Below are 24608 nucleotides of genomic sequence, written 5' to 3'. Positions count from 1 at the left end.
AGGAAATGACTGTACAAGAAATTTCACGAGTAATCGATGGCAAACGCGTTATTGTGAAGAAACCTGAACTGTTAATCCCTGCGGGTAACTTAGAAAAATTAAAAGTAGCTATCCATTACGGGGCAGATGCTGTATATTTAGGTGGACAAGAATTTGGTCTTCGTTCGAATGCAGGTAACTTTACACTGGAAGAAATGGCAGAAGGTGTGGAATTTGCAAAGAAATATGGAGCAAAAATATATGTAACAACAAATATCTTTGCACATAATGAAAATATGGACGGGCTAGAGGAATATTTAAAAGGGATTGAAAAAGCTGGCGTAACGGGAATTATCGTTGCTGATCCGCTTATCATTGAGACTTGTAAACGTGTAGCGCCTTCTGTTGAGGTGCATTTAAGCACACAGCAATCACTATCCAACTGGAAAGCAGCACAGTATTGGAAAGAAGAAGGTTTACATCGTCTTGTATTAGCTCGTGAAGCAAGCTATGAAGAAATGAAAGAGATTAAAGAAAAAGTGGATATTGAAATTGAAGCATTCGTCCATGGTGCAATGTGTATCGCATATTCAGGAAGATGTACGCTAAGTAACCATATGACAGCGCGTGACTCTAACCGTGGTGGTTGTTGTCAATCTTGTCGCTGGGACTATGATTTAGTTCAAACAGTATCACAACATAAAGATGCAAAAGAGCTTCCTCTATTCCAAGAAGAAGATGCTCACTTTGCAATGAGTCCAAAAGACTTAAATTTAATTTTATCAATTCCGAAAATGATTGAAATTGGAATTGATAGCTTAAAAGTTGAAGGACGTATGAAATCAATCCATTACGTAGCTACTGTAGCGACAGTATATCGTAAAGTAATTGATGCATATTGTGCGGATCCTGATAACTTTGAGTTTAAACAAGAATGGTTAGATGAGCTTGATAAATGTGCAAATCGTGATACAGCTCCTGCATTCTTTGAAGGGGTTCCAGGACATCAAGAGCAAATGTTTGGAAATCATAGTAAGAAAACAACGTATGATTTCGCTGGTTTAGTGTTAGATTATAATGAAGAAACGGGCATCGTAACGATTGAGCAACGTAATCATTTCAAACCAGGACATGAAGTGGAGTTCTTTGGACCAGAAATAGAAAACTTTACGCAGACGGTGGAGAAAATTTGGGATGAGGATGGAAACGAATTAGATGCAGCGAGACATCCGTTGCAGATCGTGAAATTCAAAGTGGATCAACCAGTGTATGTGAATAATATGATGCGCAAAAGCATACTTCAATAAGAAAGAGTGATAGTCGAATGGGGACGAATAAGCCTGTTGTAATTGGAATTGCTGGTGGTTCAGGGTCAGGTAAGACAAGTGTAACGAAAGCGATTTTTGACCATTTTAAAGGTCATTCCATTTTAATCTTAGAGCAAGATTATTATTACAAAGATCAAAGCCATTTACCAATGGAAGAGCGTTTAAAAACAAATTATGATCATCCATTAGCGTTTGATAATGATTTGTTAATTGAACATTTGCAGCAGTTGCTTGCATATAAACAAGTAGAGAAACCTGTATATGACTATACATTGCATACGCGTTCAGATGAAATTATTCCAGTTGAGCCGAAAGATGTAATCATTTTAGAAGGAATTCTTATTTTAGAAGACCCACGTCTTTGTGAGTTAATGGACATTAAGTTATTCGTTGATACAGATGCTGACCTTCGTATCCTGCGCCGCATGCAACGTGATATTAAAGAACGTGGTCGTACGATGGATTCAGTTATTGATCAATATGTAAATGTTGTACGTCCAATGCACAATCAATTTATTGAGCCTTCTAAGAAATTTGCGGATATTATTATCCCTGAAGGTGGACAAAACCACGTTGCAATTGATATTATGGTTACAAAAATTGCAACAATTCTTGAACAAAAAGTAAATTTGTAATAGCATAGTAAAAGATATACGGTAGGAAGGGATTTTTTCCCTTCCTATCGAATACAATGAAACATGCAACCTCATCTATATATAGGTGAGGGCATATTTATATCAACTTTCCATACATATCTTCTTTATATAAAGAAGAATTGGGAATACGGGGTTGTATGTGACAACTCCGCTAGTACAGGCGTGCTAGAAACCTCCGCTTTACATATAAGCGGGGGAGTTTTCATATGGAACTCCTCTTTTTTTCGGGGGATTGGTATATAAAAGGAGTGGAAAATATGGCAACAGAAAAAACATACCCTATGACGCAAGAGGGTAAGCAAAAGCTAGAGAATGAACTTGAGGATTTAAAAACGGTAAAACGTAAAGAAGTTGTAGAGCGCATTAAGATTGCACGTAGCTTCGGAGATCTTTCTGAGAACTCTGAGTATGATGCAGCGAAAGATGAGCAAGCGTTCGTAGAAGGACGTATTACACAATTAGAAAACATGATTCGTAACGCAGTTATCATCACAGATAACGGTGAAGAATCTACAGTTGTTACATTAGGTAAAACAGTAACATTTAAAGAACTACCAGATGGAGATGAAGAAGCTTACACAATCGTAGGTAGCGCAGAAGCAGATCCATTTGAAGGAAGAATTTCTAACGATTCTCCAATCGCAAAAAGCTTATTAGGTAAGCAAATTGGCGAGAAGGTAGCAATCCAAACTCCAGGTGGAGAAATGCAAGTAGAGATTATCTCTGTAAAATAATTAAAAATCACTCGTGTAAAAGCGAGTGATTTTTTTATTTGTATAAAAGATGAAACACTCCGTCCAAACTATACTAGACGAGGTGTTTTTTTATGGAAATAAAACGGAGAATTACAATTGTTTTAATTTGTTTTATATGTGTCATGTTTATGTTACTTTGTCGTTTAATTCAAATACAAATTATCGATACGGAATCATTTACGGATCGTAAGATTAACTTAATTGAAAAAAGTGTTACACAACGGACGCAATCCATTACGGTAGATGATGGACGCGGCCATTTTATAGATCGTAATGGTAAGGAGATAGGTGAGAAAAAGTATCCTGTTTTAATTGTTTTTCCATTTCTACAATTAAAAAATAACATGTTGGAGAAAATTGCGCATATCATTGGTATGTCGAGACAAGAGATTGAAAGTCAAATGAAACATAAGAAAAGTGCATTTATCCTGCAAAGAGGAAATGAACCACTTCGCTTGGAACGAGAGCAGATGGAGAAGGTGAATCAATTAAATGTATTAGGCATTGTAGCAGCTGAAGTTCGTTTGCGGCAAACTAGCGTGGTGAATCATTTAATTGGTGATGTGGGTGAGAATGAACGAGAATTTCAAAAACGATACGGAGAAGTTAGAAAAATTTCAAAACAAACACCGATTGGCATTTCAGGATTGCAGCAATCATTTGATGAATTTCTTTTGACCGATGGAGAGGCAAAAGTATTGTATCAAGTGGACCGGCAAGGAGAACCGATTTTTGGAAAACAAGCGAAATATACATCGCCTGGAAATCCGTTTTATCCAGTGACGATTCAAACTACTTTACATAACGAGTTACAGAAAAAAGCAGAAGAAGTAGTTGAAGCAAGTGAAATTAAGAAGGGAGGAGTAGTGCTACTTGATGTAAAGAAAAATGAAATTTTAGCAATGGTTAGCAAACCATCTGTACAGGTGAAAGATGAGAGTTTATATAAAACTACACTTGAAAATCAAATGCTAACACCACACTTTCCCGGTTCTGTTTTTAAAACAATAATTGCGGCCGCAGCGATTGATCAAAATGAAAATGTTTTTAATCGCGTATTTAATTGTAATAAAGATTTATATGGTGAAGATCACCCACAAGTTAGGATGGGGACACTTAGTTTTAAAGAGAGCTTTGCTAGAAGCTGTAACAGGACATTTTCAGAGTTAGGAAATGAGCTAATACAAAAGGATAAGATGGTGTTAGAAACTTATGTAGAGGCTTTAGGAGGCGCTGAGAAGGTTGGATGGAGAGGTTCTGTATTTCATACAACTCATTTTGAGCAAATGCCAGAGGAGAAAAGTGTTACGATTTGGGAGAGTGAAGGAAATAAGAATAGTAAAAAAGCGGTAGCGCAAACAGCAATTGGACAGAAAGATGTACGTATGTCACCTCTAGCGATTGCAAATATGATGGCGACGATTGCTAGAGGTGGAGAAAAGATGGAAGTGAAAGCTGTTGAAAAAATAATGTACAAAAATGGAACGGATTTTTATACATTTGAAGACCATACATTAGGTGGGAAACAGCTTTCATATGAAACAGTGAAAACATTACAACAGTTATTAAGGAGCGTTGTAACAACGGAGAAAGGCACAGGAGCAGCATTCAAGTCGTTACCACTAAGTGTCGCTGGAAAATCTGGGACAGCACAAACAGGAAAAGGAACGAAAGAGAATCGTTGGTTTGCAGGTTATTTTCCATATGAAAATCCAAGATATGCTTTAGTTGTCGTGGATATAGAAACGAGTAGCAATGTAAATGCAGTTACACCTATTTTTAAAGCAATCGTAGAATCAATCTATCGATTAGAGAATGAAAAGTAATCTTGCAATTCATAGTAAAATGTTTTCATTTCATGAAAATATTATTGTAAATGTTCAACCTTTCTAGATTTAATGTTACAATAGCAAGTATGAAAAACTGCATGGAGGTTTGAAGAATGGCAGGAGGATCTAGATTCCAACAGAAACAACAAAAACGTCGTCAAAACGGTGTTTTAAATATTGCAATCGCTATTGTACTAGTAGCAGTAGCTATTGTAGCATATCAATTGTTTGTTCCTGACACGAAAGAGCAAGCGTCTTCTAGCGATAAAAAGGTATCTCAGCAAACAACGAAAGAGACTAAGTCTGAGAAAGCTAAAGGCAAAGAAGAGACGAAGAAGAATGAACAAGAGAAAACAGAGGCTAAGAAGAAAGAAGAAGAAGAGAAGCTAAAGGCTGAAGAAGAACAGAAAAAAGCTGAAGAAGAAGCGAAAGCTAACGAGAAAGTACCAGCTGAAAAAACACAGCCAAAGGCAACTGACGCTTATACGAAACCTTCTTGGAAGCCAGTAGGCACAGAGCAAGGTGCAACACCTGCGATGACGTTTAAAAAAGGTACAGCAGATTGGAATGAGATGAATCAAGCGATTTCAGCTGCAATTGACGTTCCAGTAGAGCAATTAATTATTCATCGAATCGGAAATAACGGTAAGAATAAAGCTTACGGTAACGTACAAGATAAACAAACAGGTAAAAGATATTATGTAAATATTGATTGGGTAGACAATGAAGGCTGGAAACCAGTACTTGTTCAAACTCTAAACTAAAAAAGAGAAGCTCCTTAGGAGCTTCTCTTTTTTAGTTAGCGTAATTTCTTTAATTTAAAATGAACAACCGCGCTATAATATGGTCTTTTACTTTCAGGATCCATAACCATTTGATGCGAGATGTGATGAACTTCAAGCATAAGTGCTTTATTATTATCGATTTGTTCACTGATTTTACGTTCTAAAGAAGCTAAGTCTCCCGCTTCAAAAAATTCTACTTTATCTTCTAACATTTCAAAGGTAAATGACATGAAGACGGCCCCTCTCCTATGTAATCAACTATAGTGTAACAAAGAAAAGAAGGAAATACCATGTACATTTCAATTGACATTTTTAGAAAGAGGGAATATCATACTGATAAAACCGATAAGAAAAAGGGGAATTTTTATGGGTACAGAATTTAATGGTTTATTTGATGAGTGGGCTCATACGTACGACTCATTTGTACAAGGCGAAGATATACAATATAAAGAAGTTTTCGCCCATTATGAGGACATTCTAGAGGATGTAGTGAACAAGTCATTTGGTAACGTATTAGAATTTGGTGTCGGTACAGGTAATTTAACAAATAAATTATTACTTGCTGGCCGCACAGTTTACGGTATAGAACCGTCACGTGAAATGCGCATGATTGCAAAAGAGAAATTGCCAAAAGAGTTTTCCATTACAGAAGGTGATTTTCTTTCGTTTGAAGTCCCGAATTCCATTGATACCATAGTAAGCACCTATGCATTTCATCATTTAACAGATGATGAAAAAAATGTAGCGATTGCGAAGTATAGTCAATTGCTAAACAAAGGTGGTAAAATAGTGTTTGCTGATACGATATTTGCAGATCAAGATGCATATGATAAAACTGTTGAAGCAGCAAAACAAAGAGGTTTTCATCAGTTAGCAAACGATTTGCAAACGGAATACTATACACGTATTCCAGTTATGCAGACTATTTTTGAAAACAATGGCTTCCATGTAACGTTTACGAGATTAAATCATTTCGTGTGGGTAATGGAGGCAACTAAGCAATAGAAAGAGGGATTAGATTGAGAATTGCTGTAATTGGAGCAATGGAAGAAGAAGTACGTATTTTACGTGATAAATTAGAACAAGCAGAAACAGAAACGGTTGCGGGTTGTGAATTTACGAAAGGGCAATTAGCAGGACATGAAGTAATCTTGTTAAAGTCTGGTATTGGTAAAGTAAATGCAGCGATGTCAACGACAATTTTATTAGAAAGATATAAGCCTGAAAAAGTCATTAATACTGGTTCAGCTGGTGGATTCCATCATTCTCTAAATGTTGGGGATGTCGTTATTTCAACAGAAGTTCGTCACCATGACGTAGATGTAACAGCATTTAACTATGAGTATGGTCAAGTACCAGGAATGCCGCCTGGATTTAAAGCTGATGAAGCATTAGTTGCATTAGCTGAAAAATGTATGCAGGCAGAAGAAAATATTCAAGTTGTAAAAGGTATGATTGCAACAGGTGATTCATTTATGAGTGATCCGAACCGAGTTGCAGCCATTCGTGATAAATTTGAAAACCTTTATGCAGTAGAAATGGAAGCAGCAGCTGTTGCACAAGTATGCCACCAATATGAAGTTCCGTTTGTTATCATTCGTGCACTTTCTGATATTGCTGGTAAAGAATCAAATGTTTCATTTGATCAATTTTTAGATCAAGCAGCTCTTCATTCTACAAACTTTATCGTAAAAGTATTAGAAGAGTTAAAGTAATGTAACAAAAAGGCAACTGTCTCATATAAAGAAAATACATACAGTTGCCTTTTCTTTATTGGCAAATAAGGGGGAGAACACGATGAATGTATATCGTGGAGTTCATGAGTTAATTGGTCATACACCAATTGTGGAAATTACTCGTTTTTCACTTCCAGAAGGGGTCCGTTTATTTGCAAAGCTTGAATTTTATAACCCAGGCGGAAGCGTTAAGGACCGATTAGGAAGAGAATTAATCGAAGATGCGCTAGAAAAAGGGCTTGTTACAGAGGGCGGAACAATTATTGAACCGACAGCTGGAAATACTGGTATTGGACTGGCACTCGCAGCGTTACAACATGATTTACACGTTATCGTTTGTGTACCAGAGAAATTTAGCATTGAAAAACAAGAATTAATGAAAGCACTAGGCGCAACGGTCGTGCATACGCCGACTGAGCAAGGAATGACCGGTGCAATTGCAAAAGCAAAAGAGTTAGTAAATGAGATACCGAATTCATACTCTCCAAGTCAGTTCGCAAATGAGGCAAATCCTCGTGCATATTTTAAAACATTAGGACCTGAACTTTGGTCGGCACTTAATGGAGAGATTAACATATTTGTTGCTGGAGCAGGAACTGGCGGTACGTTTATGGGGACTGCATCTTATTTAAAAGAAAAAAATGTAGATATAAAAACGGTTATTGTGGAACCAGAAGGATCTATTTTAAATGGTGGTAAAGCTGGCTCACATGAAACAGAAGGGATTGGCCTTGAATTCATCCCGCCATTTTTGAAAACATCTTATTTTGATGAAATTCATACGATTTCTGATCAAAATGCATTTTTACGAGTGAAAGAATTAGCGCAAAAAGAAGGACTTCTTGTTGGGAGCTCTTCAGGAGCAGCATTTCATGCAAGTTTACTTGAAGCAGAGAAAGCGGCGCCAGGTACAAATATTGTAACGATTTTTCCTGATAGTAGTGAGCGCTATTTAAGTAAAGACATATACAAAGGATGGGAATAAAAAATGAGAGCAAAGACAAAGTTAATTCATGGTATTCGCATAGGAGAACCTTCAACTGGATCTGTAAATGTACCGATTTATCAAACGAGTACGTACAAACAAGAAGCAGTTGGTAAGCATCAAGGATATGAATATTCACGTACAGGAAACCCAACACGTGCAGCTTTAGAAGAAATGATTGCGGTATTAGAAAACGGTCATGCTGGTTTCGCATTTGGTTCAGGAATGGCGGCTATTACAGCTACAATTATGTTGTTCTCAAAAGGTGACCACGTTATTTTAACAGATGATGTGTATGGCGGAACGTACCGCGTGATTACGAAAGTGTTAAACCGCTTCGGTATTGAGCATACATTTGTAGATACAACAAACTTAGAGGAAGTTGAAGAAGCGATTCGTCCAAATACGAAAGCGATTTATGTAGAAACACCAACGAATCCGTTACTAAAAATTACTGATATTAAAAAAATATCTACTCTTGCTAAAGAGAAAGATTTATTAACAATTATTGATAACACATTCATGACGCCATATTGGCAGTCGCCGATTTCTTTAGGAGCAGACATTGTACTTCATAGTGCAACGAAATATTTAGGAGGTCATAGTGACGTAGTTGCAGGTTTAGTAGTTGTAAATAGTCCGCAATTAGCAGAAGACCTTCACTTTGTACAAAACTCAACAGGAGGCATTCTTGGCCCGCAAGATAGTTTCTTACTACTTCGTGGTTTAAAAACATTAGGAATTCGAATGGAAGAGCATGAAACGAATTCACGCGCAATTGCTGAGTTTTTAAATAATCATCCAAAAGTGAATAAAGTATATTATCCAGGCCTTGAGTCACATCAAAACCATAAATTAGCAACAGAACAAGCAAATGGATTTGGTGCGATTATCTCATTTGATGTAGATAGCGAAGAAACATTAAATAAAGTACTTGAGAGATTACAATACTTTACACTGGCTGAAAGTTTAGGAGCAGTAGAAAGTTTAATTTCTATCCCATCTCAAATGACGCATGCATCAATCCCAGCAGATCGTCGCAAAGAATTAGGAATTACAGATACATTAATTCGAATTTCTGTCGGTATTGAAGACGGAGAAGATTTAATTGAAGATTTAGCACAAGCGTTAGCATAGTAAAAATGCACTGCTAGTATAGGCAGTGCATTTTTACTATATTAATTTGTGAAATATTTCACAAATTAGACAAACACAAATAAAATAAATTCATGTATATTAAGTTCATGAAGTGTTACCCACGAACAAACTTGTGAAATGTTTCACAAACGATGAGGTTCATGTAGGAAAGCAATTCTATTTTTTTGCGCTAATCAGGACTAATTATGACCTGTAGGGTCTTATTTAGTCCAAGATAGCAGAATAGGAGGAATTTACATGGTAGTCAAAGAGAAAGTTGTAAATGAAATGCAGGAAGTAAAAGAGATGATTGATACGTTAGTGAATAACGGTCAGAGAGCTTTACAAGCATTAGAAAGTTTTACACAAGAGCAAATTGACAACATTGTTCATGAAATGGCATTAGCAGGTGTTGATCAACATATGCCGCTTGCGAAGTTGGCTGTTGAAGAAACAGGTCGTGGTGTATACGAAGATAAATGTATTAAAAATATTTTTGCTACTGAATATATTTGGCATAGCATAAAGAAAGATAAAACAGTAGGGATTATTCACGAAGATCCTCATGAAGAAATAATAGAAATTGCGGAGCCCGTCGGTGTAGTAGCTGGGGTAACACCAGTAACGAATCCAACATCGACAACAATGTTTAAAGCATTAATCGCGATAAAAACGAGAAATCCAATTATTTTCGCATTTCATCCTTCAGCACAAAACTGTTCTATTGCAGCCGCAAAAACAGTATATGATGCAGCGGTGAAGGCGGGGGCACCAAAACATTGTATACAGTGGATTGAAAAACCTTCTGTCGAAGCAACGAAACAATTAATGAACCATGAAGGTGTTGCTCTTGTTTTGGCAACTGGAGGGGCTGGTATGGTGAAATCAGCTTATTCTACTGGAAAACCAGCGTTAGGTGTAGGTCCTGGTAATGTACCATGTTATATAGAGAAATCAGCGCATATAAAACGAGCGGTTAATGATTTGATTTTATCTAAAACATTTGATAATGGTATGATTTGTGCATCAGAACAAGCAATTATTGTAGACAAGGAAATTTATGATGATGTGAAAACAGAAATGATTGCAAATGATTGTTATTTTGTAACCGAGGAAGAGAGAAGTAAATTAGAAAAGCTTGTTATTAATGAAAATACATGTGCAGTAAATAGTGATATTGTAGGGAAATCCGCACAGTATATTGCCGAATTAGTTGGAATTACTGTACCTAAAAATACAAAAATGCTTGTAGCTGAAATACAAGGCATCGGAGCTGCATATCCACTATCTCGTGAGAAGTTAAGTCCAGTATTAGCTTGTGTAAAAGCAAATTCATTAGAAGAAGGGTTTACATATTGTGAAGAAATGTTAAACCTCGGTGGTTTAGGACATTCAGCAGTTATCCATTCTGTAAATAAAGAAGTGCAAAAGCAATTTGGATTACGTATGAAAGCTTGCCGCCTTATTATAAATGCTCCTTCATCACAAGGTGGAATCGGTGACATATATAATGGATTTATTCCATCACTTACGCTTGGCTGCGGTTCCTACGGGAAAAACTCGGTTTCTCAAAACGTAACAGCGACGCACTTATTAAATATAAAAAGGTTGGCAAATAGAAAAAAGAATATGCAGTGGTTCAAATTACCACCAAAAATTTATTTTGAAAAACATGCGACATCATATTTAGCAAATATGCCTAACATTTCACGTGCGTTTATTGTAACGGATCCAGGAATGGTTGAGCACGGATATGTAGATACGGTTACGCATTATTTACGTAAACATGCAAATGATGTGAAAGTTGAAGTTTTCTTTGAGGTCGAGCCAGATCCGTCAGATGAAACTGTGTTTAAAGGTGCGGAAATGATGAGAAGTTTTCAGCCTGATGTCATTATCGCACTTGGTGGTGGTTCAGCGATGGATGCAGCGAAAGGGATGTGGCTTTTCTATGAGCACCCAGAAACAACATTCTATGGAATTAAACAGAAGTTTTTAGATATAAGAAAACGTACATGTAAATATCCGGAATTAGGAAGTAAGGCGCAGTTTGTTGCTATTCCAACAACATCTGGAACAGGATCAGAAGTGACACCATTTGCGGTTATTACAGATAAGAAAAATAATATAAAGTATCCACTTGCCGATTATGAATTAACGCCAGATGTAGCAATTGTTGATCCACAATTTGTAATGACAGTACCACCACATGTAACAGCAGACACTGGGATGGACGTATTAACGCATGCAATCGAGGCGTATGTGTCTGTTTTAGCAAATGACTATACAGATGGATTAGCATTAAAGGCTATTGATCTCGTATTTAAATATTTACCAAGAGCATTTAAAGATGGACATGATGAAGAAGCACGAGAAAAAATGCATAATGCTTCTGCAATTGCAGGGATGGCATTTGCAAATGCTTTCCTAGGTATTAATCACAGTTTAGCACATAAAATTGGACCAGAATTTCATATTCCGCATGGGCGTGCGAATGCAATTCTTATGCCGCACGTAGTTCGCTATAATGCTATTAAGCCAAGAAAACACGCATTGTTCCCAAAATATGAGCATTTTGTAGCTGATGAACGCTATGCACATATTGCGAGAACGCTCGGGCTACCAGCAAGTTCGGTGGCAGAAGGTGTAGAATCACTCGTCAAAGCAATTATTGATCTCGGAAAAAGTTTAAATATAAATATGAGTATTGCGGGACAAGGAGTTGCTAAAGACCAATTTGAAGAGGTTGTTGGATTATTAGCAGAAAGAGCTTTTGAAGATCAATGTACAACAGCTAATCCGAAATTACCTCTCATTTCAGAGCTGAAAGAAATTTATATGAAAGCATATAAAGGTGAGTAATGGTTATGAAAGAGTCGCAATAAAGCGGCTCTTTTTCTTTTGGAAAACATCTCCCAGAATGGCTGTATTTACTTGTCTTTAAGTTTAGTAGAATATGATACAGTGAAATGGAGGAGTGAGAATATAATGAAAGAATTACAAGAGAAAATAGAAGATTATACTCGGTTCGGACAAATTCTTCTCGCTGTAAGTACATTGTTAATGGTTGGCTTATTGATTCCAAATGGAGCAAAAGAAACGATACAATTTTTTGTTATGATGGGGAGCATCGTTATATTTTTAAGTTTATCTTTCTTTTTCTTTCAGCGTGTGAAAGTGATGCGAGACAAGTTAGAGGGAAACGAATGTGAATAATATTGATAAATAGTGCGTTACAAAAAGAAGGAATCTTTTTGTAACGCTTTTTGTTTTTTTCTAGAAAATGTATGTGTTTCATATTGACAATGATAATCCTTATCAATTAAAGTAGAATAGTAGTTAATGATTATCATTATCAATTAGAGGTGGGAGAATGAAAAAATCTATTACGCTATTTACAGCGATTTTATCTATTTTTTTCTTATTAATAGGTTGCAGTGCAAAGGGAGACGAAAAAGCAGCGGCAACAAAAACAGAAAAAGGAAAAGAGAAAATAGAAGTTACCGACCTGTCAGGAAGAAAGGTAATATTCGATAAAGTGCCAGAGAGTTTTGCAACATTAAGTATGGGAGACATGAATATTATTCATGCTTTAGGCGGAAAAATAGTGGGTCGTCCGGATGCAAAAATAACTCTTCCAGAGGATATAAAGAAAGTACAAGTAATCGGAAATGCACATCAGCCGAATTTTGAGCAAATTGCCAGCTTAAAGCCCGATGTACTTATTGCTAATAATGGGTTCCAAAAGAATGTTCCAACGGTTGAAGGGCAAGGAACGAAAGTAATGATTTCTTCTACGAATTCTGTACAAGATATTCTAAAGAATATTGAACTATACGGAACGATAATGAAAAAAGAAGATAAAGCAAAAGAACTTAACCAAAAAATTACGAATCAAATGAAGACATATGAGAAAAAGAGTGATGTGAAAGCATTGCTAGTGTATGGAGCACCTGGTACTTATTTAGCAGCATTACCAACCTCTTTATCAGGTGATATTTTAGAGAAAACAGGTGGGAAAAATATTGCCGCTGATTTTCCAAAAATGAAGGAATATCCGCAATATGCACAGCTAAGTGTAGAACGCATTATTGAGGCGAATCCTGATGTGATTTACTTAATTACACATGGAGATCCAAATAGCGTTAAAAAAGCATTTGAAGGCGAAATGATGAAAAATGAAGCGTGGAAAAATTTAGATGCAGTAAAACAAAATCGCGTAGTTATTTTGCCACCAGACTTATTTGGATCAAATCCTGGAACAAAAGTTACAGAAGCGATGGACTTTATGTATAAAAGTATACAAGATGTAAGGAAATGATAAGTATGGAAAGTAGTGAAGTAGTAAGGGAAAAGGAACATCCTTTTGCGAAAAAAAGATGGATCATAGCAGTTACTTTAGTTGTATTAACGGTTTTATGTCTTTTTTACGGTCTTTTCGCAGGAAGCCTATCCTTTTCTTTACGAGATATTGTAACAGGGATACAAGATGAAGGTTCGACAGTTCATCGAATTGTATGGGACCTTCGTATACCAAGAGTGCTCGTTGGATTTATAGTAGGAACATGTTTAGCTGCATCTGGCGCAATGCTGCAAGGGGTGATGAGAAATCCTCTTGCAGACCCTGGTATTATCGGGGTGTCATCTGGAGCAGGCCTTGTCGCAATTGTAATTATGATTTTATTCCCTCAGCATATGGCGTTTTTACCACTCGGTGCGTTTTTAGGAGCTTTCATAACGGCGATGATCATTTATGCTTTATCATGGCAAAAAGGGGCGCCACCTTCAAGAATTGTCTTAGTAGGTGTGTCAATTAATGCATTAATAGGTGCAGCGACGTCAGCATTAATGTTATTACATAGTGACAAAGTACAATCCGTGTTACCGTGGTTAGCGGGTGGTATTGGCGGTGTAAGTTGGGCACATTTAAACATGATTATTTATTATGCAATATTCGCTATTATACTGGCCTTCTTCGGTATCAAGCATATTCGAGTATTAATGCTTGGAGATGAAATGGCGAAATTATTAGGTCATAACGTGGAGAGAAGTCGTTTTTATTTAATAGTAGTAAGCACATTATTAGCTGGAATAGCAGTTAGTGTTTCTGGTCTTATTGGATTTGTCGGCCTTGTCGTACCACATATGTTACGTTTATTAGTTGGAAATGACTATAAATATTTACTGCCATTATCATGCCTTGGCGGAGGGATATTACTTGTTTTCGCGGATGCGATAGCTCGAAGTTGGTTTGATCCAATTGAATTGCCTGTCGGTATTTTATTATCCTTCTTAGGCGGTCCGTTCTTCTTATATTTAATTCATAGAGGGGGAAAACAGCGTGATTTCCGTTAATAAAGTGTTTTACGCACATTCTGAAAGATTTCAAATGCAAAATATGAATGTACATATTAAAGCTGGAGAAGTCGTTAGTTTGATTGGACCGAATGGATCTGGGAAATCTACTTTGCTTCGTTTAATAGCAAGACTACTTAAACAAAGCGAAGGGGATATCGTTTTAGATGGAAAAAGTATTCATACGATGAAAAGTGCCGATGTAGCGAAGCAATTAGCGATGTTACCACAAATGCATGATCATCAATTAGATTTAACAGTGAAAGAATTAATCGAATTTGGAAGAGGCCCTCATAAGTTATGGAGAGGTCGCTTAAATAAAGAAGATGAAGAAATTGTTGATTGGGCATTGTCTGTTACAAATCTTGAAGGGTATGAATATCGTCTTTTACAATCTTTATCAGGAGGGGAAAGACAACGCGCTTGGATTGCAATGACGCTAGCACAACGTACGAATGTCTTATTATTGGATGAGCCAACAACTTTTTTAGATATCGTTCATCAGTTGGAAGTAATGGAACTTGTGAAACGACTAAACGAGGAATTTGGCATGACAATTATAATGGTTTTACATGATATTAACCAAGCAGCTCAATATAGTGATCGTTTACTCGTATTAAAGCGAGGGAAGCTTCAGTATGATGGCATACCAGAAGAAGTGTTATGTCATGAAATGTTTCAACATGTATTTGGCATAGAGGTAGATATTTTTCAAGGAAGCGAAAAGCCATTTTTTACACCGAAACGAATTTCTAAAAAAGGAGGAGCAAAATGCGAACAGAAGAACGTGTTACCACTGAGTTAGTAAGGGAATTTGTTATAGCAGCTCACGGAGATTTAGAAAAAGTACAAGAACTGTTGGCTGAATCGCCAAGTTTACTTCATGCTTCTTACAATTGGGGTGGATCAGATTGGGAAAGTGCGTTAGGAGCAGCGGCACATGTAGGGCGTAAAGATATTGCTCTTTACTTATTAGAAAAGGGTGCTCGAATGGATATTTTCGCGGCCGCTATGCTGGGGGAATTAGAAGTTGTACAAGCTATTTTAGTAGCACAACCAGAAGCATTACGTGCATCTGGTCCACATGGTATTTCTCTTCTTCAACATGCACGAATGGGTGGAGAAAAAGCACAGCGTGTATTTGACTACTTAACGGTGCTTTCTTACTGACCGCCAAAGTTCTTATGTGCGGTAAACTTTTCACTTTTATATAATTGGAAAGTTTACCGCCCGTTAGAACGGGATAAGTATCTAGTGTATTTGAAAATCCTACACCCCCCTCAATTGTAGTTTTCTTTATGCTAGTTATGATATGGATGCAGTAGACAATATTTGTCTACTGCCTTTTTTTAATTCTCTTGAGATTGAATATTCTGTATTTCAATGTTAGTTCATTTATAATAGATAGTAACATTTAGTATGGATACAAGACGTGAGCGTGTAATTAAGTACAAATTCGTGGGAAGGAGTGCAGAAATGTTTCATACAGATCGTTTACAAATTCGCAAATATACAATGGATGATTTACAGTTCTACGCTTCACTATGGGGAAATGAGAAGGTAATGCGCTATATTGGAAATGGGACGTTAAAAACATATATGCAGTGTAAAAAAAGTTTGGAGGAGTGGGTGATTCCTAGCTATAAAAACGGTCTCGGTTTATTTGTATTGATTGAAAAGGAAACGGGAATACGAATTGGTCATGCAGGATTAGTAAAGCAGCAAATAGATGGAAAAGAGGAAATTGAAATTGGTTATTGGTTATTACCTCAGTATTGGGGAAAAGGGTATGCGAAAGAAGCAGCGGCAGCATTTCGAGATTATGGCTTCCAAGCGTTACGAATGAATAAATTAATCTCTCTTATTAATCCGGATCACCCCGCCTCAATCTTTGTTGCTAGAAAAACGGGGCTTAGTTATGAGAAAACAACTTCATTTCATGGGATGGATGTTCTCGTTTATTCCATTAGGCGCATTGGATGAAAAAAGGTGAATTGCATCTTTTGAAGAATGGTATATAAAAATAAAGGGGGGATTACATGTACATTTATCATAATGGACTTATTATTCGTGAGGGAACGAATGGTGTACCTGCATATGCAATTAAAACTTTATTCGAAGATGCCGGTTGGAGCAATGATAATATCCCTTCTTGGCAAATTGAAAAATTCACGATAGCATTTGAAAATTCAACATGGGCATTCACAATTTGGGATGAAGAAGAGATGATTGCGATGGTTAGAGTCATTTCTGATGGAATCATGGTCGCCAACATAGTAAATTTAGTTGTGAAATGTGAATATAGAGGGAAGGGATTAGGTAAGAAACTTGTTGCTCTTTGTTTGCAAAAATTGCCACATGGTGACTGGTTTGCGCATACTTCTGCGAGTAATTTTGATTTTTATAGAAGTTGTGGTTTTGAGGTGAGAGAGTTATCGAGAAATGGAACATGTGCGTACTATGGATATCAAATAGCCAAAAAAGAGGGGCACCGATAAGGAGAAAAAGTAGAACAGAAAAAGGCTTACTATTTTAATAATATAAACTGAACTAAGATTCATTTTATGATAAAATGAAAGAAAATTCTGTTTATTATTAGGGGGATAAAAATGAGTATAAAAGTTGGGGATGTATTTAAATACGAAAGAAGATTTACTGAGGAAGAGGTTTTTGAATTTGCAAATATTACAGGGGATAAAGGTAGGCATCATATGGAATATGATGAAAATGGACGTTTAATGGTTCATGGTTTATTGACTGCTAGTATTGGAACGAAAGTAGGCCAAGAATTACATTACATAGCAAGAGAATTAGTAAGTGAGTTTATTAGACCAGTTTTTACAGGAGATACGATCACTTGTGAATTAACTTTAACGAATGTTGAACAGATGGAAGGATACAAAAAGGTTTCAATCGAGTCAGTTTATCGTAATCAACACGAAAAGACTGTACTAGTTGGGACAAGCTATGGAGTTATAAGAGGATAAAAAGAAGCCTGATTTACAGGCTTCTTTTTTTAATAAACACGTTTTCGATTTTCTGCATGACTAGAGATGAGTAATAATGCAGTTTCTTCTCCTATATTACGAACGATATGAGGAACACATGCATTCCAGGAGAAAGAATCTCCTTCTTCTACAATTGCAACATCTTCTCCATGTTGAACTTCTAGTTTTCCGCGTAATACAAGGTGACATTCTTCTCCTTCATGGGCATTTGGTGTGTTTTCTTTCGGAAACCCAGCAGGAATTTCTACGAGATTGAGGCGAAGGCCACCTTGCTCTGCAACATGTTCAATTCTTTGTTCATCTTTTCCGTATACACTATATTTACGCTCTACCTTTTTGACAACTTTCAATCGATCTTTTTGTTCTAACAATAAATAGGGAAGAGGAACGTTTAAAAAATTGGAGATTGTTTCTAAAGTTGAGATAGATGGTGATGTTTTATTATTTTCAACCTGACTCATAAACCCTTTAGAAAGACCTGTTCCCTCACAAATTTGTGCAATTGTTATGCCTCTACGTTGACGAATTTCACGTATTGCAGAACCAATATTCATAAAATCAAGCTCCTTTTTATAAACAACTATTTGTATCATAGCAAAAAAAATATATATTTTCCCAGTGAAAATGAATTGACGAATAAAAAAAATTAGTGTATGTTTTGTAATGTAAATAAAAGTTTTGTATAAGAAAACTATAAAGGAGAGAAGGAAATGAATCAACATATTGGTAACTTAATTATTCGTATCGTGTTAGGGGTAACGTTCTTTATGCACGGTTTAACAAAATTCCAATCGGGAATTGACAATATTGCAGGGTGGTTCACAAGCATTGGTTTACCAGGAGGACTTGCATACGGTGTAGCAACAGTTGAATTAGTTGGCGGTCTATTATTAATTCTAGGTTTAGGTGTAAGATATATTGGATTATTATTTGCACTAGTTATGGTTGGAGCAATTGTAAAAGTAAAATGGTCAGCTGGTTTATTAGGAGATGGAAAAAATCCTGGTTTCGAATTAGAGCTTGCATTGTTAGCAATGGGTGCGTACTTATTTGTTGCGAAAGCGGATGGTTTTGTAGATAATTTCTTAAAAGAGAAAATGTCAAAGAAGAACTAATTTAAATGGGAGGCTAACAAGATGAGTTTTCAACTTCATCCCGATACAACACTTGATGTTGTTCATTTATATGTATCAAATATAAAGAAATCACTAGAGTTTTATACAGAAGTACTACGTATGAAAGTGCTAAAAGAAGATGAAATGGTCGTTACATTTGGGAATGAAAATAACGAACCACTCCTTATCATTGAAGAAAAGAAAGAAGCCTTACCAAAGCAAAGAGGGAGAACGGGTTTATATCATTACGCAATTTTATTACCGAGCAGACAGGATTTAGCGAATATCCTTCGTCATCTTGTAGAAATGGTATATCCACTGCACGGCGGAGCTGACCATTACTTTAGTGAGGCCCTTTATTTAGCTGATCCAGATGGAAACGGGATTGAAATTTATCATGATCGTCAAAAAGAAGTTTGGCGTGATGAGAATGGAGAGCTACCATTTGTTAGTAACCCGTTAGCTGGTGAAGAATTATTACAGCAAGGAAGTAAATGGAGTGGGTTTCCAGCTGGTACTGTGATGGGACATATTCATTTCCATGTAGCTGATTTGGAAGAAGCGAAACGTTTCTATGTGGATGGTCTTGGCTTTGAAGTAACGATCCCAGCCCGTAATGGGGCGCTCTTTGTATCGGCAGGCGGCTACCATCACCATATCGGTTTAAATACGTGGCAAGGTGAAGGAATACTACCGCAAATGCCAAATTCTGTTGGCTTGAAATATTTCACAATTGTACTAGCAGATGAAAAACAAAAAGAGCAAGTATGTGAAAGCTTAAAAAATATTGGCAAGATTGCTACGTACAAAGATGGAATATTACAAGTAGAGGATCCATTTGGACATTGTATCCATTTCAAAATAAAAGGAGAAGCCTAATAAAGGCTTCTCTTTTTTACTTTCTTATAATGGCTTTTTCATTTTGGACAAATAGTTCATCAAATTGCTTCGCAAGCTCAAAATCGAGTTTCGTTAAACCTTTTGCATTCCAAGATGACAAAGTAATAATGACTGCTTTATACTGGATAAGGATAAATGGGTGGTGATTATGTTCTTCTGATAGTTTGGCGGCTTCAGAGACAAATTCGACTCCTTTTAAGTAGTCGGAAAACATATATTTTCTTTCAATCCATTTTTCATCTTTTACTACCCATTTATCTAACCTCAATAATTCTTCTTGAACTTCCTCTTCAGTTAATCGTAGCATCATTTTTCACATCCTTTACTGGAAGTAGCGTAAGACCATTGTTAATAAGACGTGTTACAGCTTCATCCGTTGTGAAAGTAGAAAGTTGTTGTAATAATGCTGCTGATGTTTCGTGCCCTTTGTTATGCTCTAAAAGCAATTCTAATATTTCAAGGCGAAGTAACCATTCTTTCGGATACAATTTATTTAATACTTCTTGAATTGCTACTAATTGCTCGATATGCGCGTCGTGTAAAATACCTTCATTTCGGATATCGCGAACTGTTTGATACATACGTTCAAGTTCATTCAGTACAAGTGGAGCAGGAATTTCTTGGATTTCTTCATCCATTGGGAAAAATGCTGCAGCATCTGCGGCACCTGGGAATACCGAAGTGATTGTTGAACCAACAGCCATATCAAATGCGCCCCATGAAGCATCAAATAAAACGCGGTCGTTATAAGTAACTGTACAATTGATAAAGGAAATAAGAGCGATTTTATTATCGTTTTTTACAATATCTGTTACTGTTCCTTTTACATGAATACCACTTGCAAAAGTAAACTCAGCAACATTTCCAATTGTAATTCCTAATGATTGTAATTGTTCATCTGTACAATTTTCTAATGCAATATTTTCAGTGAGTAATCCAATTGGTGTTCCAAACCCGTCACTGTGTACAGACGTAGAATGATTCGCTAGCTGTTTATTGTGAATTGCTAATGCTGTTGGCGAGCTCGTTCGCATGTAAATCAATTCACCTGCATCGTTTTCAATTGTCTCGGTAAATGTACCTGTAATTTGTAAGCCGCTATTTAATTCAGCAGTTGCATGATTTTCAGAGCGAATTGCTTTTTCTAATCCTTCTTTACCACCTGTTTTAAAGGCCATCGTTTCAGAGAATTTCTCAAGTGCTTCTGTTAATTCTTCAAATGATTCACAAACAAATAGTTGTGGTTGCATTTTTGTTACGTCATAAGTTGTACTTGTACATGCCTCTATAGAGAATGGAACCTTTTCTACAGCGTCTGTTAAGCAATATTTGCTTTCGCCAACAGAAGAAAGGAGACCAGCACCATATATTTTTGGAGCATCTATATTTCCAATTAATCCATATTCTACTGTCCACCAGAAAAGACGTGAAATTTGTTCCGCTTCTGATAAGCCAGAAACTAAGTTTTGTTTTTCAATTACATTATTTTCAGCAGCTGTAACTTCATCAGGAGTAGAAGTAGGGCTTTCTTTTACAATTGTTAATGTACGAACAGCTTCGAATGCATCATGTTCTTCTTTTGTTGAGAAAGCTTTTGCACCAATTTGTCCAAATCGTTTCACATATTTTGCATATGTAGGATCAAGTAAAATAGGTGCGTGTCCTGCAGCTTCGTGTACAATATCTGGAGCTGGTGTATACTCGATATTCTCTACCTTGCGAATATCTGTTGCGATTGGTAGCAATCCATGCCCTTGAAAATCGAAAAATGCGACGCCAGGAATAAGTCCGTCAATCGTTACAGCGCCCCAGCCGCTTGGCGCCAAACATTCATTCATTTCTTCTACCTTTGGAATTGCATCTATATTAATACCAGATGATTGTAGTCCGTTCACATAGGCTGGATGAGCAACGTCTTTTAAGAAGCTATGATTTTGTCTCATAATGTAACGCCATACAGCGTGGTTCACCGGTGTGTATTGATCATAATGCTGTGTGGATACGAATGGTTTTAAATGCGATGGAATTTCTGTTTTCTTTGTCATTTAGACATCCTCCTTTTTTAAAATAAAATTAAGTATCGGTTTCGTATAGATTGTATCACCCCCTTTCAAAATTGTAAGCGCTTATAAAAATTTTATCATAAGATTCGGAATTATTTAACATTTGTTTCTGTGAGAAATAGAAAAAGCCCCTATCGGAAAATCCGATAGGGGCGAAAGAATCGGGTTACTACCTTATTTCACATCTAAATCAACATTTAAATTAGATGTATTTCCAGCTGCATCTGTTGCTACAATGTGAATTGTATTTTTACCTTCTTGTAATTGAGTACGATCTAAATAAATGCCGTAATTTTTCTCCCAAGGATTTAGGAATGCACTTTCCCATACACCATTTCCGTTGATTTCATACTGTAGTCTCACTGGAATTCCAGGTGCTACCCAACCAGATTCTGTCATCCAATCTAGTAAGATATCATCCACTTTTCCTGTGATTACAAGGTTTTCTTGGTCAATTTCGTATGTTAACTTAGGTGCAGTTCGATCCAGAAATACAGCAGCTGTTTGTTTTGTTTCCCCACCAGAATTAGAGGCAACTGCTTCGATTTGGTATAGACCGTCAGCTAACGGAGTACCATCTGCTTTTGTACCATTCCATTTGAAAGGTTTGTATCCAGCTGTTTCATTTTTAGCTTGATGGATAATCCCTTGGTACGTTACACGTTCTTTTGTAACTAAATTTGCGTGCAATGTTACATCATCCACAGGTGCAACTAAATAGTAGTTGATGAGATTATCGTCTAATATTTGGTCACCATTTGGACTAAATGTAGAATTAATAATTTCGAGTCCATCTATACGTTTGTAATCTTTAGGATCGATACTAAATGTAAATGGAATGCGAGTTTCTTCCTTCTTACCTTGTTCTTTTATATACACATTTCCAGTATAGACACCTTGGGGTAGCGAACTATCGACAGTGATAGTAAATGGTTTTTCGGTACTACTATTCGGCTGTATGCTAATCGATGAAGGTACAGAAGTTTTTACTTTTGTTTTTGTGTTTGTATCTAGCAATTCCACACGAGTTGAAAAACTTTTCTTTTTACTAGATAGATTTTGTAACGTAATATTTTGCGTCAGTTTTACTTTCCCACTGTTTGGCTTAATAAGACCGAAGCTCACATTGTTAGGTTTGACTAATACATCTGTTTGAGCTGCTTTCGGGATGTTAATTAAACCAGACCCTTGTGTCATAATAGGATATGTATTTTCATTCACATCTTTTAAAGTTTTTGCGGTATTGGCAAGGGATGCTTTTAATTGCTCTGTCGTCCAATCAGGATGCATTTGACGCAAGAGGGCAACCGCTCCAGCTACTTGTGGAGCAGCCATACTTGTACCATTATGAGATTCATAGCCGCCTCTCGGCACTGTGCTCGTAATTTGTACGCCAGGTGCAATTATATCTGGTTTTATAAGCCAACTACCTTGTGACGGACCTCTGGAACTGAAGTTAGCAATCAATTCGGTTGGATTTGGCTGGCCAATTTTTATATTTTTCTTACGTTTTGTAATTAAGTTTTTCAACTCTTCACCGTTTACATTTGATAATTGCATAACTGGAAGGGCAAGATTTTCACGCATAAAATATTCTGGCATAATATTGATTTCTTTTTCTGTAGAAATGAATAGTACACCAACTGCACCAGCTTGTTTCGCTTGTTCTGCTTTTACTAACGTACTAGAAGTACCTTGTAAAACAAGTGCAAATTTCCCTTTCACATCTTGTTTTGCATAATCGCTTGGATTACCATAGCCAACATATACAAGTGGAGAATCATTTCCTATTGGGAAATCTGATTTTGATAACGGTAATCCTTGGTATGTTTTGCTGGAACCAGCTACTTGGAATGTTGGAAACGGAATAGAAACTGTAGATGCTCCAACTGATATCACGCTACTTGCATTTCCAGGTGCATCAACAGACCAAGGTTTTGGACCATCATTTCCATTGGAAACGACTGCAGTAACCCCAAGCTTTGCTGCACGTTCTAACGTTAAAGTTACAGGCTGATCAGGTACATTTAAATCTTGTCCAAGGGATAGATTTAACACATCAGCACCATCTTGAATTGCTCGTTCAATACCTTGAATAATATCATCTGTTGTACCAGTACCACCGTCATTCATGACACGATAAGCTAAAATAGAAGCATTCGGAGCAACGCCTTTAATTTTTCCGTTACCAGCAATAATTCCAGCTACATGAGTACCATGTACGTTACCATCCATTGGATCATTATCTTCATCAACTGTGTCATATCCACCGATATAATTTGCTTTTAAGTCAGGATGTGTATAGTCTACACCAGAGTCGATAATCGCTACTTTCATACCTTTTCCATCAAGCGGTTTGCCAGATGGGTCTTTTAAATTCCATGCTTCAATTGCACCAATTGTTGGTCCGCCGATATTTGGTGCTTCTTCATTAGTAGTACTTTTTGATGTTTCATGTAATTTATATGTTAAGTTCGGATAGACTGCTTTTACTTCAGGTAAAGAAGCAAGAGCGGTAATTTGATCTCCAGGAACTGAAATAGAGAATCCAGAAAATAACGTATTATACACTTCTTTAATTTTTGCACCAGGTGCTTTTTCTTTTATTTTCTTAGTTGTATCTTCTTGTGCTTTTTTAAGCTCGGTATGATAAGACTGTGCATGATTATTTTGTAAATCTGGAGCATGCTGAATGTTACTTTGTGAAGCGAGTGGAGCATGTTGCAATTCTACAATGACAGAAATTTCTTTTGATGTTTTTGTTTCAACATTTTGCGCAATTTTGTTTTCTCCCCATTGTTCAATGTTCGCTTTTAACTGTGGACTAAATTGCTTCTCCTTTTGTAGCGATTCAGCATGTGCGCTTAAAGCTCCAAAACTGGAAAAGACGAGCGCCATACTTAATAGTGTAGATGTAGTTTTTTTCATTGAAGCTCCCCCTAATAAAAAGTGCTAATATTCCGAAAAAACATCTTAC

At 36.6% G+C, this 24608-nt stretch carries 25 protein-coding genes; 20 read left to right on the top strand and 5 right to left on the bottom strand.

The genetic code is table 11. From position 1 onward, the window contains the following. Window positions 1–5: 5 nt before the first annotated feature. From PDQ40_RS12770 to PDQ40_RS12750, 5 genes are all read left to right on the top strand, one after another. Complete coding sequence (locus PDQ40_RS12770; RefSeq protein ID WP_000217969.1) at window positions 6–1286, top strand: peptidase U32 family protein; 1281 nt, start codon at window positions 6–8, stop codon at window positions 1284–1286. 17 nt (window positions 1287–1303) lie between these two features. Further along, window positions 1304–1942, top strand: a complete 639-nt coding sequence (gene udk / locus PDQ40_RS12765) for a uridine kinase (protein WP_000537087.1) — start codon at window positions 1304–1306, stop codon at window positions 1940–1942. A 278-nt stretch (window positions 1943–2220) separates the two neighbouring features. Continuing rightward, window positions 2221–2697 carry a transcription elongation factor GreA gene (greA, locus tag PDQ40_RS12760; RefSeq protein ID WP_000179963.1) on the top strand — a complete coding sequence of 159 codons (477 nt, stop codon included), beginning with the start codon at window positions 2221–2223 and terminating at the stop codon, window positions 2695–2697. 92 nt (window positions 2698–2789) lie between these two features. Then, on the top strand, window positions 2790–4544 hold the full coding sequence (locus tag PDQ40_RS12755; RefSeq protein ID WP_000403943.1) for a peptidoglycan D,D-transpeptidase FtsI family protein: 1755 nt from the start codon (window positions 2790–2792) through the stop codon (window positions 4542–4544). A gap of 116 nt (window positions 4545–4660) precedes the next feature. Beyond that, the gene (locus PDQ40_RS12750; protein ID WP_000907114.1) at window positions 4661–5311 is read left to right on the top strand and encodes a YrrS family protein; all 651 of its coding nucleotides are present in this window, start codon (window positions 4661–4663) and stop codon (window positions 5309–5311) included. A 35-nt stretch (window positions 5312–5346) separates the two neighbouring features. On the opposite strand, the gene PDQ40_RS12745 is transcribed toward PDQ40_RS12750, so the two are convergent. After that, window positions 5347–5562: a YrzA family protein gene (locus PDQ40_RS12745; RefSeq protein WP_000010984.1), complete on the bottom strand. Its 216-nt coding sequence runs from the start codon at window positions 5560–5562 to the stop codon at window positions 5347–5349. 136 nt (window positions 5563–5698) lie between these two features. Between PDQ40_RS12745 and PDQ40_RS12740 the strand changes: the two genes are divergently transcribed. From PDQ40_RS12740 to PDQ40_RS12680, 13 genes are all read left to right on the top strand, one after another. Beyond that, the gene (locus PDQ40_RS12740; protein WP_000536319.1) at window positions 5699–6337 is read left to right on the top strand and encodes a class I SAM-dependent methyltransferase; all 639 of its coding nucleotides are present in this window, start codon (window positions 5699–5701) and stop codon (window positions 6335–6337) included. Window positions 6338–6351: 14 nt separating this feature from the next. Beyond that, the gene (gene mtnN, locus PDQ40_RS12735; RefSeq protein WP_001217039.1) at window positions 6352–7047 is read left to right on the top strand and encodes a 5'-methylthioadenosine/S-adenosylhomocysteine nucleosidase; all 696 of its coding nucleotides are present in this window, start codon (window positions 6352–6354) and stop codon (window positions 7045–7047) included. A gap of 82 nt (window positions 7048–7129) precedes the next feature. Then, entirely contained in the window at window positions 7130–8053 is a 924-nt protein-coding gene (locus PDQ40_RS12730; protein WP_001103856.1) for an O-acetylserine dependent cystathionine beta-synthase, read from the top strand. A 3-nt stretch (window positions 8054–8056) separates the two neighbouring features. Beyond that, the gene (locus tag PDQ40_RS12725; RefSeq protein ID WP_001201911.1) at window positions 8057–9190 is read left to right on the top strand and encodes a bifunctional cystathionine gamma-lyase/homocysteine desulfhydrase; all 1134 of its coding nucleotides are present in this window, start codon (window positions 8057–8059) and stop codon (window positions 9188–9190) included. A 258-nt stretch (window positions 9191–9448) separates the two neighbouring features. Further along, window positions 9449–12052, top strand: a complete 2604-nt coding sequence (adhE, locus tag PDQ40_RS12720) for a bifunctional acetaldehyde-CoA/alcohol dehydrogenase (RefSeq protein WP_000260468.1) — start codon at window positions 9449–9451, stop codon at window positions 12050–12052. Window positions 12053–12178: 126 nt separating this feature from the next. Next, window positions 12179–12406: a YrhC family protein gene (locus tag PDQ40_RS12715; RefSeq protein WP_000661441.1), complete on the top strand. Its 228-nt coding sequence runs from the start codon at window positions 12179–12181 to the stop codon at window positions 12404–12406. 157 nt (window positions 12407–12563) lie between these two features. Further along, complete coding sequence (locus PDQ40_RS12710) at window positions 12564–13511, top strand: ABC transporter substrate-binding protein (RefSeq protein WP_000748450.1); 948 nt, start codon at window positions 12564–12566, stop codon at window positions 13509–13511. 5 nt (window positions 13512–13516) lie between these two features. Then, complete coding sequence (locus PDQ40_RS12705; RefSeq protein WP_000445967.1) at window positions 13517–14545, top strand: FecCD family ABC transporter permease; 1029 nt, start codon at window positions 13517–13519, stop codon at window positions 14543–14545. Then, the gene (locus PDQ40_RS12700) at window positions 14532–15350 is read left to right on the top strand and encodes an ABC transporter ATP-binding protein (RefSeq protein WP_000626535.1); all 819 of its coding nucleotides are present in this window, start codon (window positions 14532–14534) and stop codon (window positions 15348–15350) included. Before PDQ40_RS12705 ends, PDQ40_RS12700 begins: the two co-directional genes overlap by 14 nt. Then, a complete protein-coding gene (locus PDQ40_RS12695) occupies window positions 15317–15715 on the top strand; it encodes an ankyrin repeat domain-containing protein (protein ID WP_001258466.1) in 399 nt (132 codons plus the stop codon). Before PDQ40_RS12700 ends, PDQ40_RS12695 begins: the two co-directional genes overlap by 34 nt. 249 nt (window positions 15716–15964) lie before the next feature. Next, complete coding sequence (locus tag PDQ40_RS12690; protein ID WP_139264460.1) at window positions 15965–16528, top strand: GNAT family N-acetyltransferase; 564 nt, start codon at window positions 15965–15967, stop codon at window positions 16526–16528. A gap of 56 nt (window positions 16529–16584) precedes the next feature. Then, complete coding sequence (locus PDQ40_RS12685) at window positions 16585–17043, top strand: GNAT family N-acetyltransferase (protein ID WP_000276116.1); 459 nt, start codon at window positions 16585–16587, stop codon at window positions 17041–17043. A gap of 111 nt (window positions 17044–17154) precedes the next feature. Further along, window positions 17155–17532 (top strand): MaoC/PaaZ C-terminal domain-containing protein, encoded by a 378-nt coding sequence (locus tag PDQ40_RS12680; protein ID WP_000025013.1) that lies wholly within the window; start codon window positions 17155–17157, stop codon window positions 17530–17532. Between the two features lie 29 nt (window positions 17533–17561). Here the strand turns inward: PDQ40_RS12680 and PDQ40_RS12675 are convergent, their stop codons facing one another. Continuing rightward, window positions 17562–18107, bottom strand: a complete 546-nt coding sequence (locus PDQ40_RS12675) for a helix-turn-helix domain-containing protein (protein WP_001020702.1) — start codon at window positions 18105–18107, stop codon at window positions 17562–17564. A 156-nt stretch (window positions 18108–18263) separates the two neighbouring features. On the opposite strand from PDQ40_RS12675, the gene PDQ40_RS12670 reads away from it, so the two are divergent. Together PDQ40_RS12670 and PDQ40_RS12665 are read left to right on the top strand one after the other, a co-directional pair. Then, window positions 18264–18668 carry a DoxX family protein gene (locus PDQ40_RS12670; protein ID WP_001071557.1) on the top strand — a complete coding sequence of 135 codons (405 nt, stop codon included), beginning with the start codon at window positions 18264–18266 and terminating at the stop codon, window positions 18666–18668. 21 nt (window positions 18669–18689) lie between these two features. Further along, window positions 18690–19547 (top strand): VOC family protein, encoded by an 858-nt coding sequence (locus tag PDQ40_RS12665; RefSeq protein ID WP_000009821.1) that lies wholly within the window; start codon window positions 18690–18692, stop codon window positions 19545–19547. Window positions 19548–19563: 16 nt separating this feature from the next. On the opposite strand, the gene PDQ40_RS12660 is transcribed toward PDQ40_RS12665, so the two are convergent. The 3 genes from PDQ40_RS12660 to PDQ40_RS12650 form a co-directional block, all read right to left on the bottom strand. Beyond that, window positions 19564–19878 (bottom strand): 4a-hydroxytetrahydrobiopterin dehydratase, encoded by a 315-nt coding sequence (locus PDQ40_RS12660; protein WP_000979545.1) that lies wholly within the window; start codon window positions 19876–19878, stop codon window positions 19564–19566. Next, window positions 19859–21613: an aromatic amino acid hydroxylase gene (locus PDQ40_RS12655; protein WP_000163200.1), complete on the bottom strand. Its 1755-nt coding sequence runs from the start codon at window positions 21611–21613 to the stop codon at window positions 19859–19861. The genes PDQ40_RS12660 and PDQ40_RS12655 overlap by 20 nt, the downstream gene beginning before the upstream one ends. Before the next feature lie 192 nt (window positions 21614–21805). Beyond that, window positions 21806–24559 (bottom strand): S8 family serine peptidase, encoded by a 2754-nt coding sequence (locus PDQ40_RS12650; protein WP_000754134.1) that lies wholly within the window; start codon window positions 24557–24559, stop codon window positions 21806–21808. Window positions 24560–24608: the final 49 nt, after the last annotated feature.

The sequence above is a fragment of the Bacillus cereus group sp. Bc061 genome (assembly GCF_027715825.1).
In the GTDB taxonomy this organism is placed as follows: Bacteria; Bacillota; Bacilli; order Bacillales; family Bacillaceae_G; genus Bacillus_A; species Bacillus_A paranthracis.
Note: the sequence above shows the minus strand (reverse complement) of the source record. Positions and strands in the feature narration are given on the sequence as shown.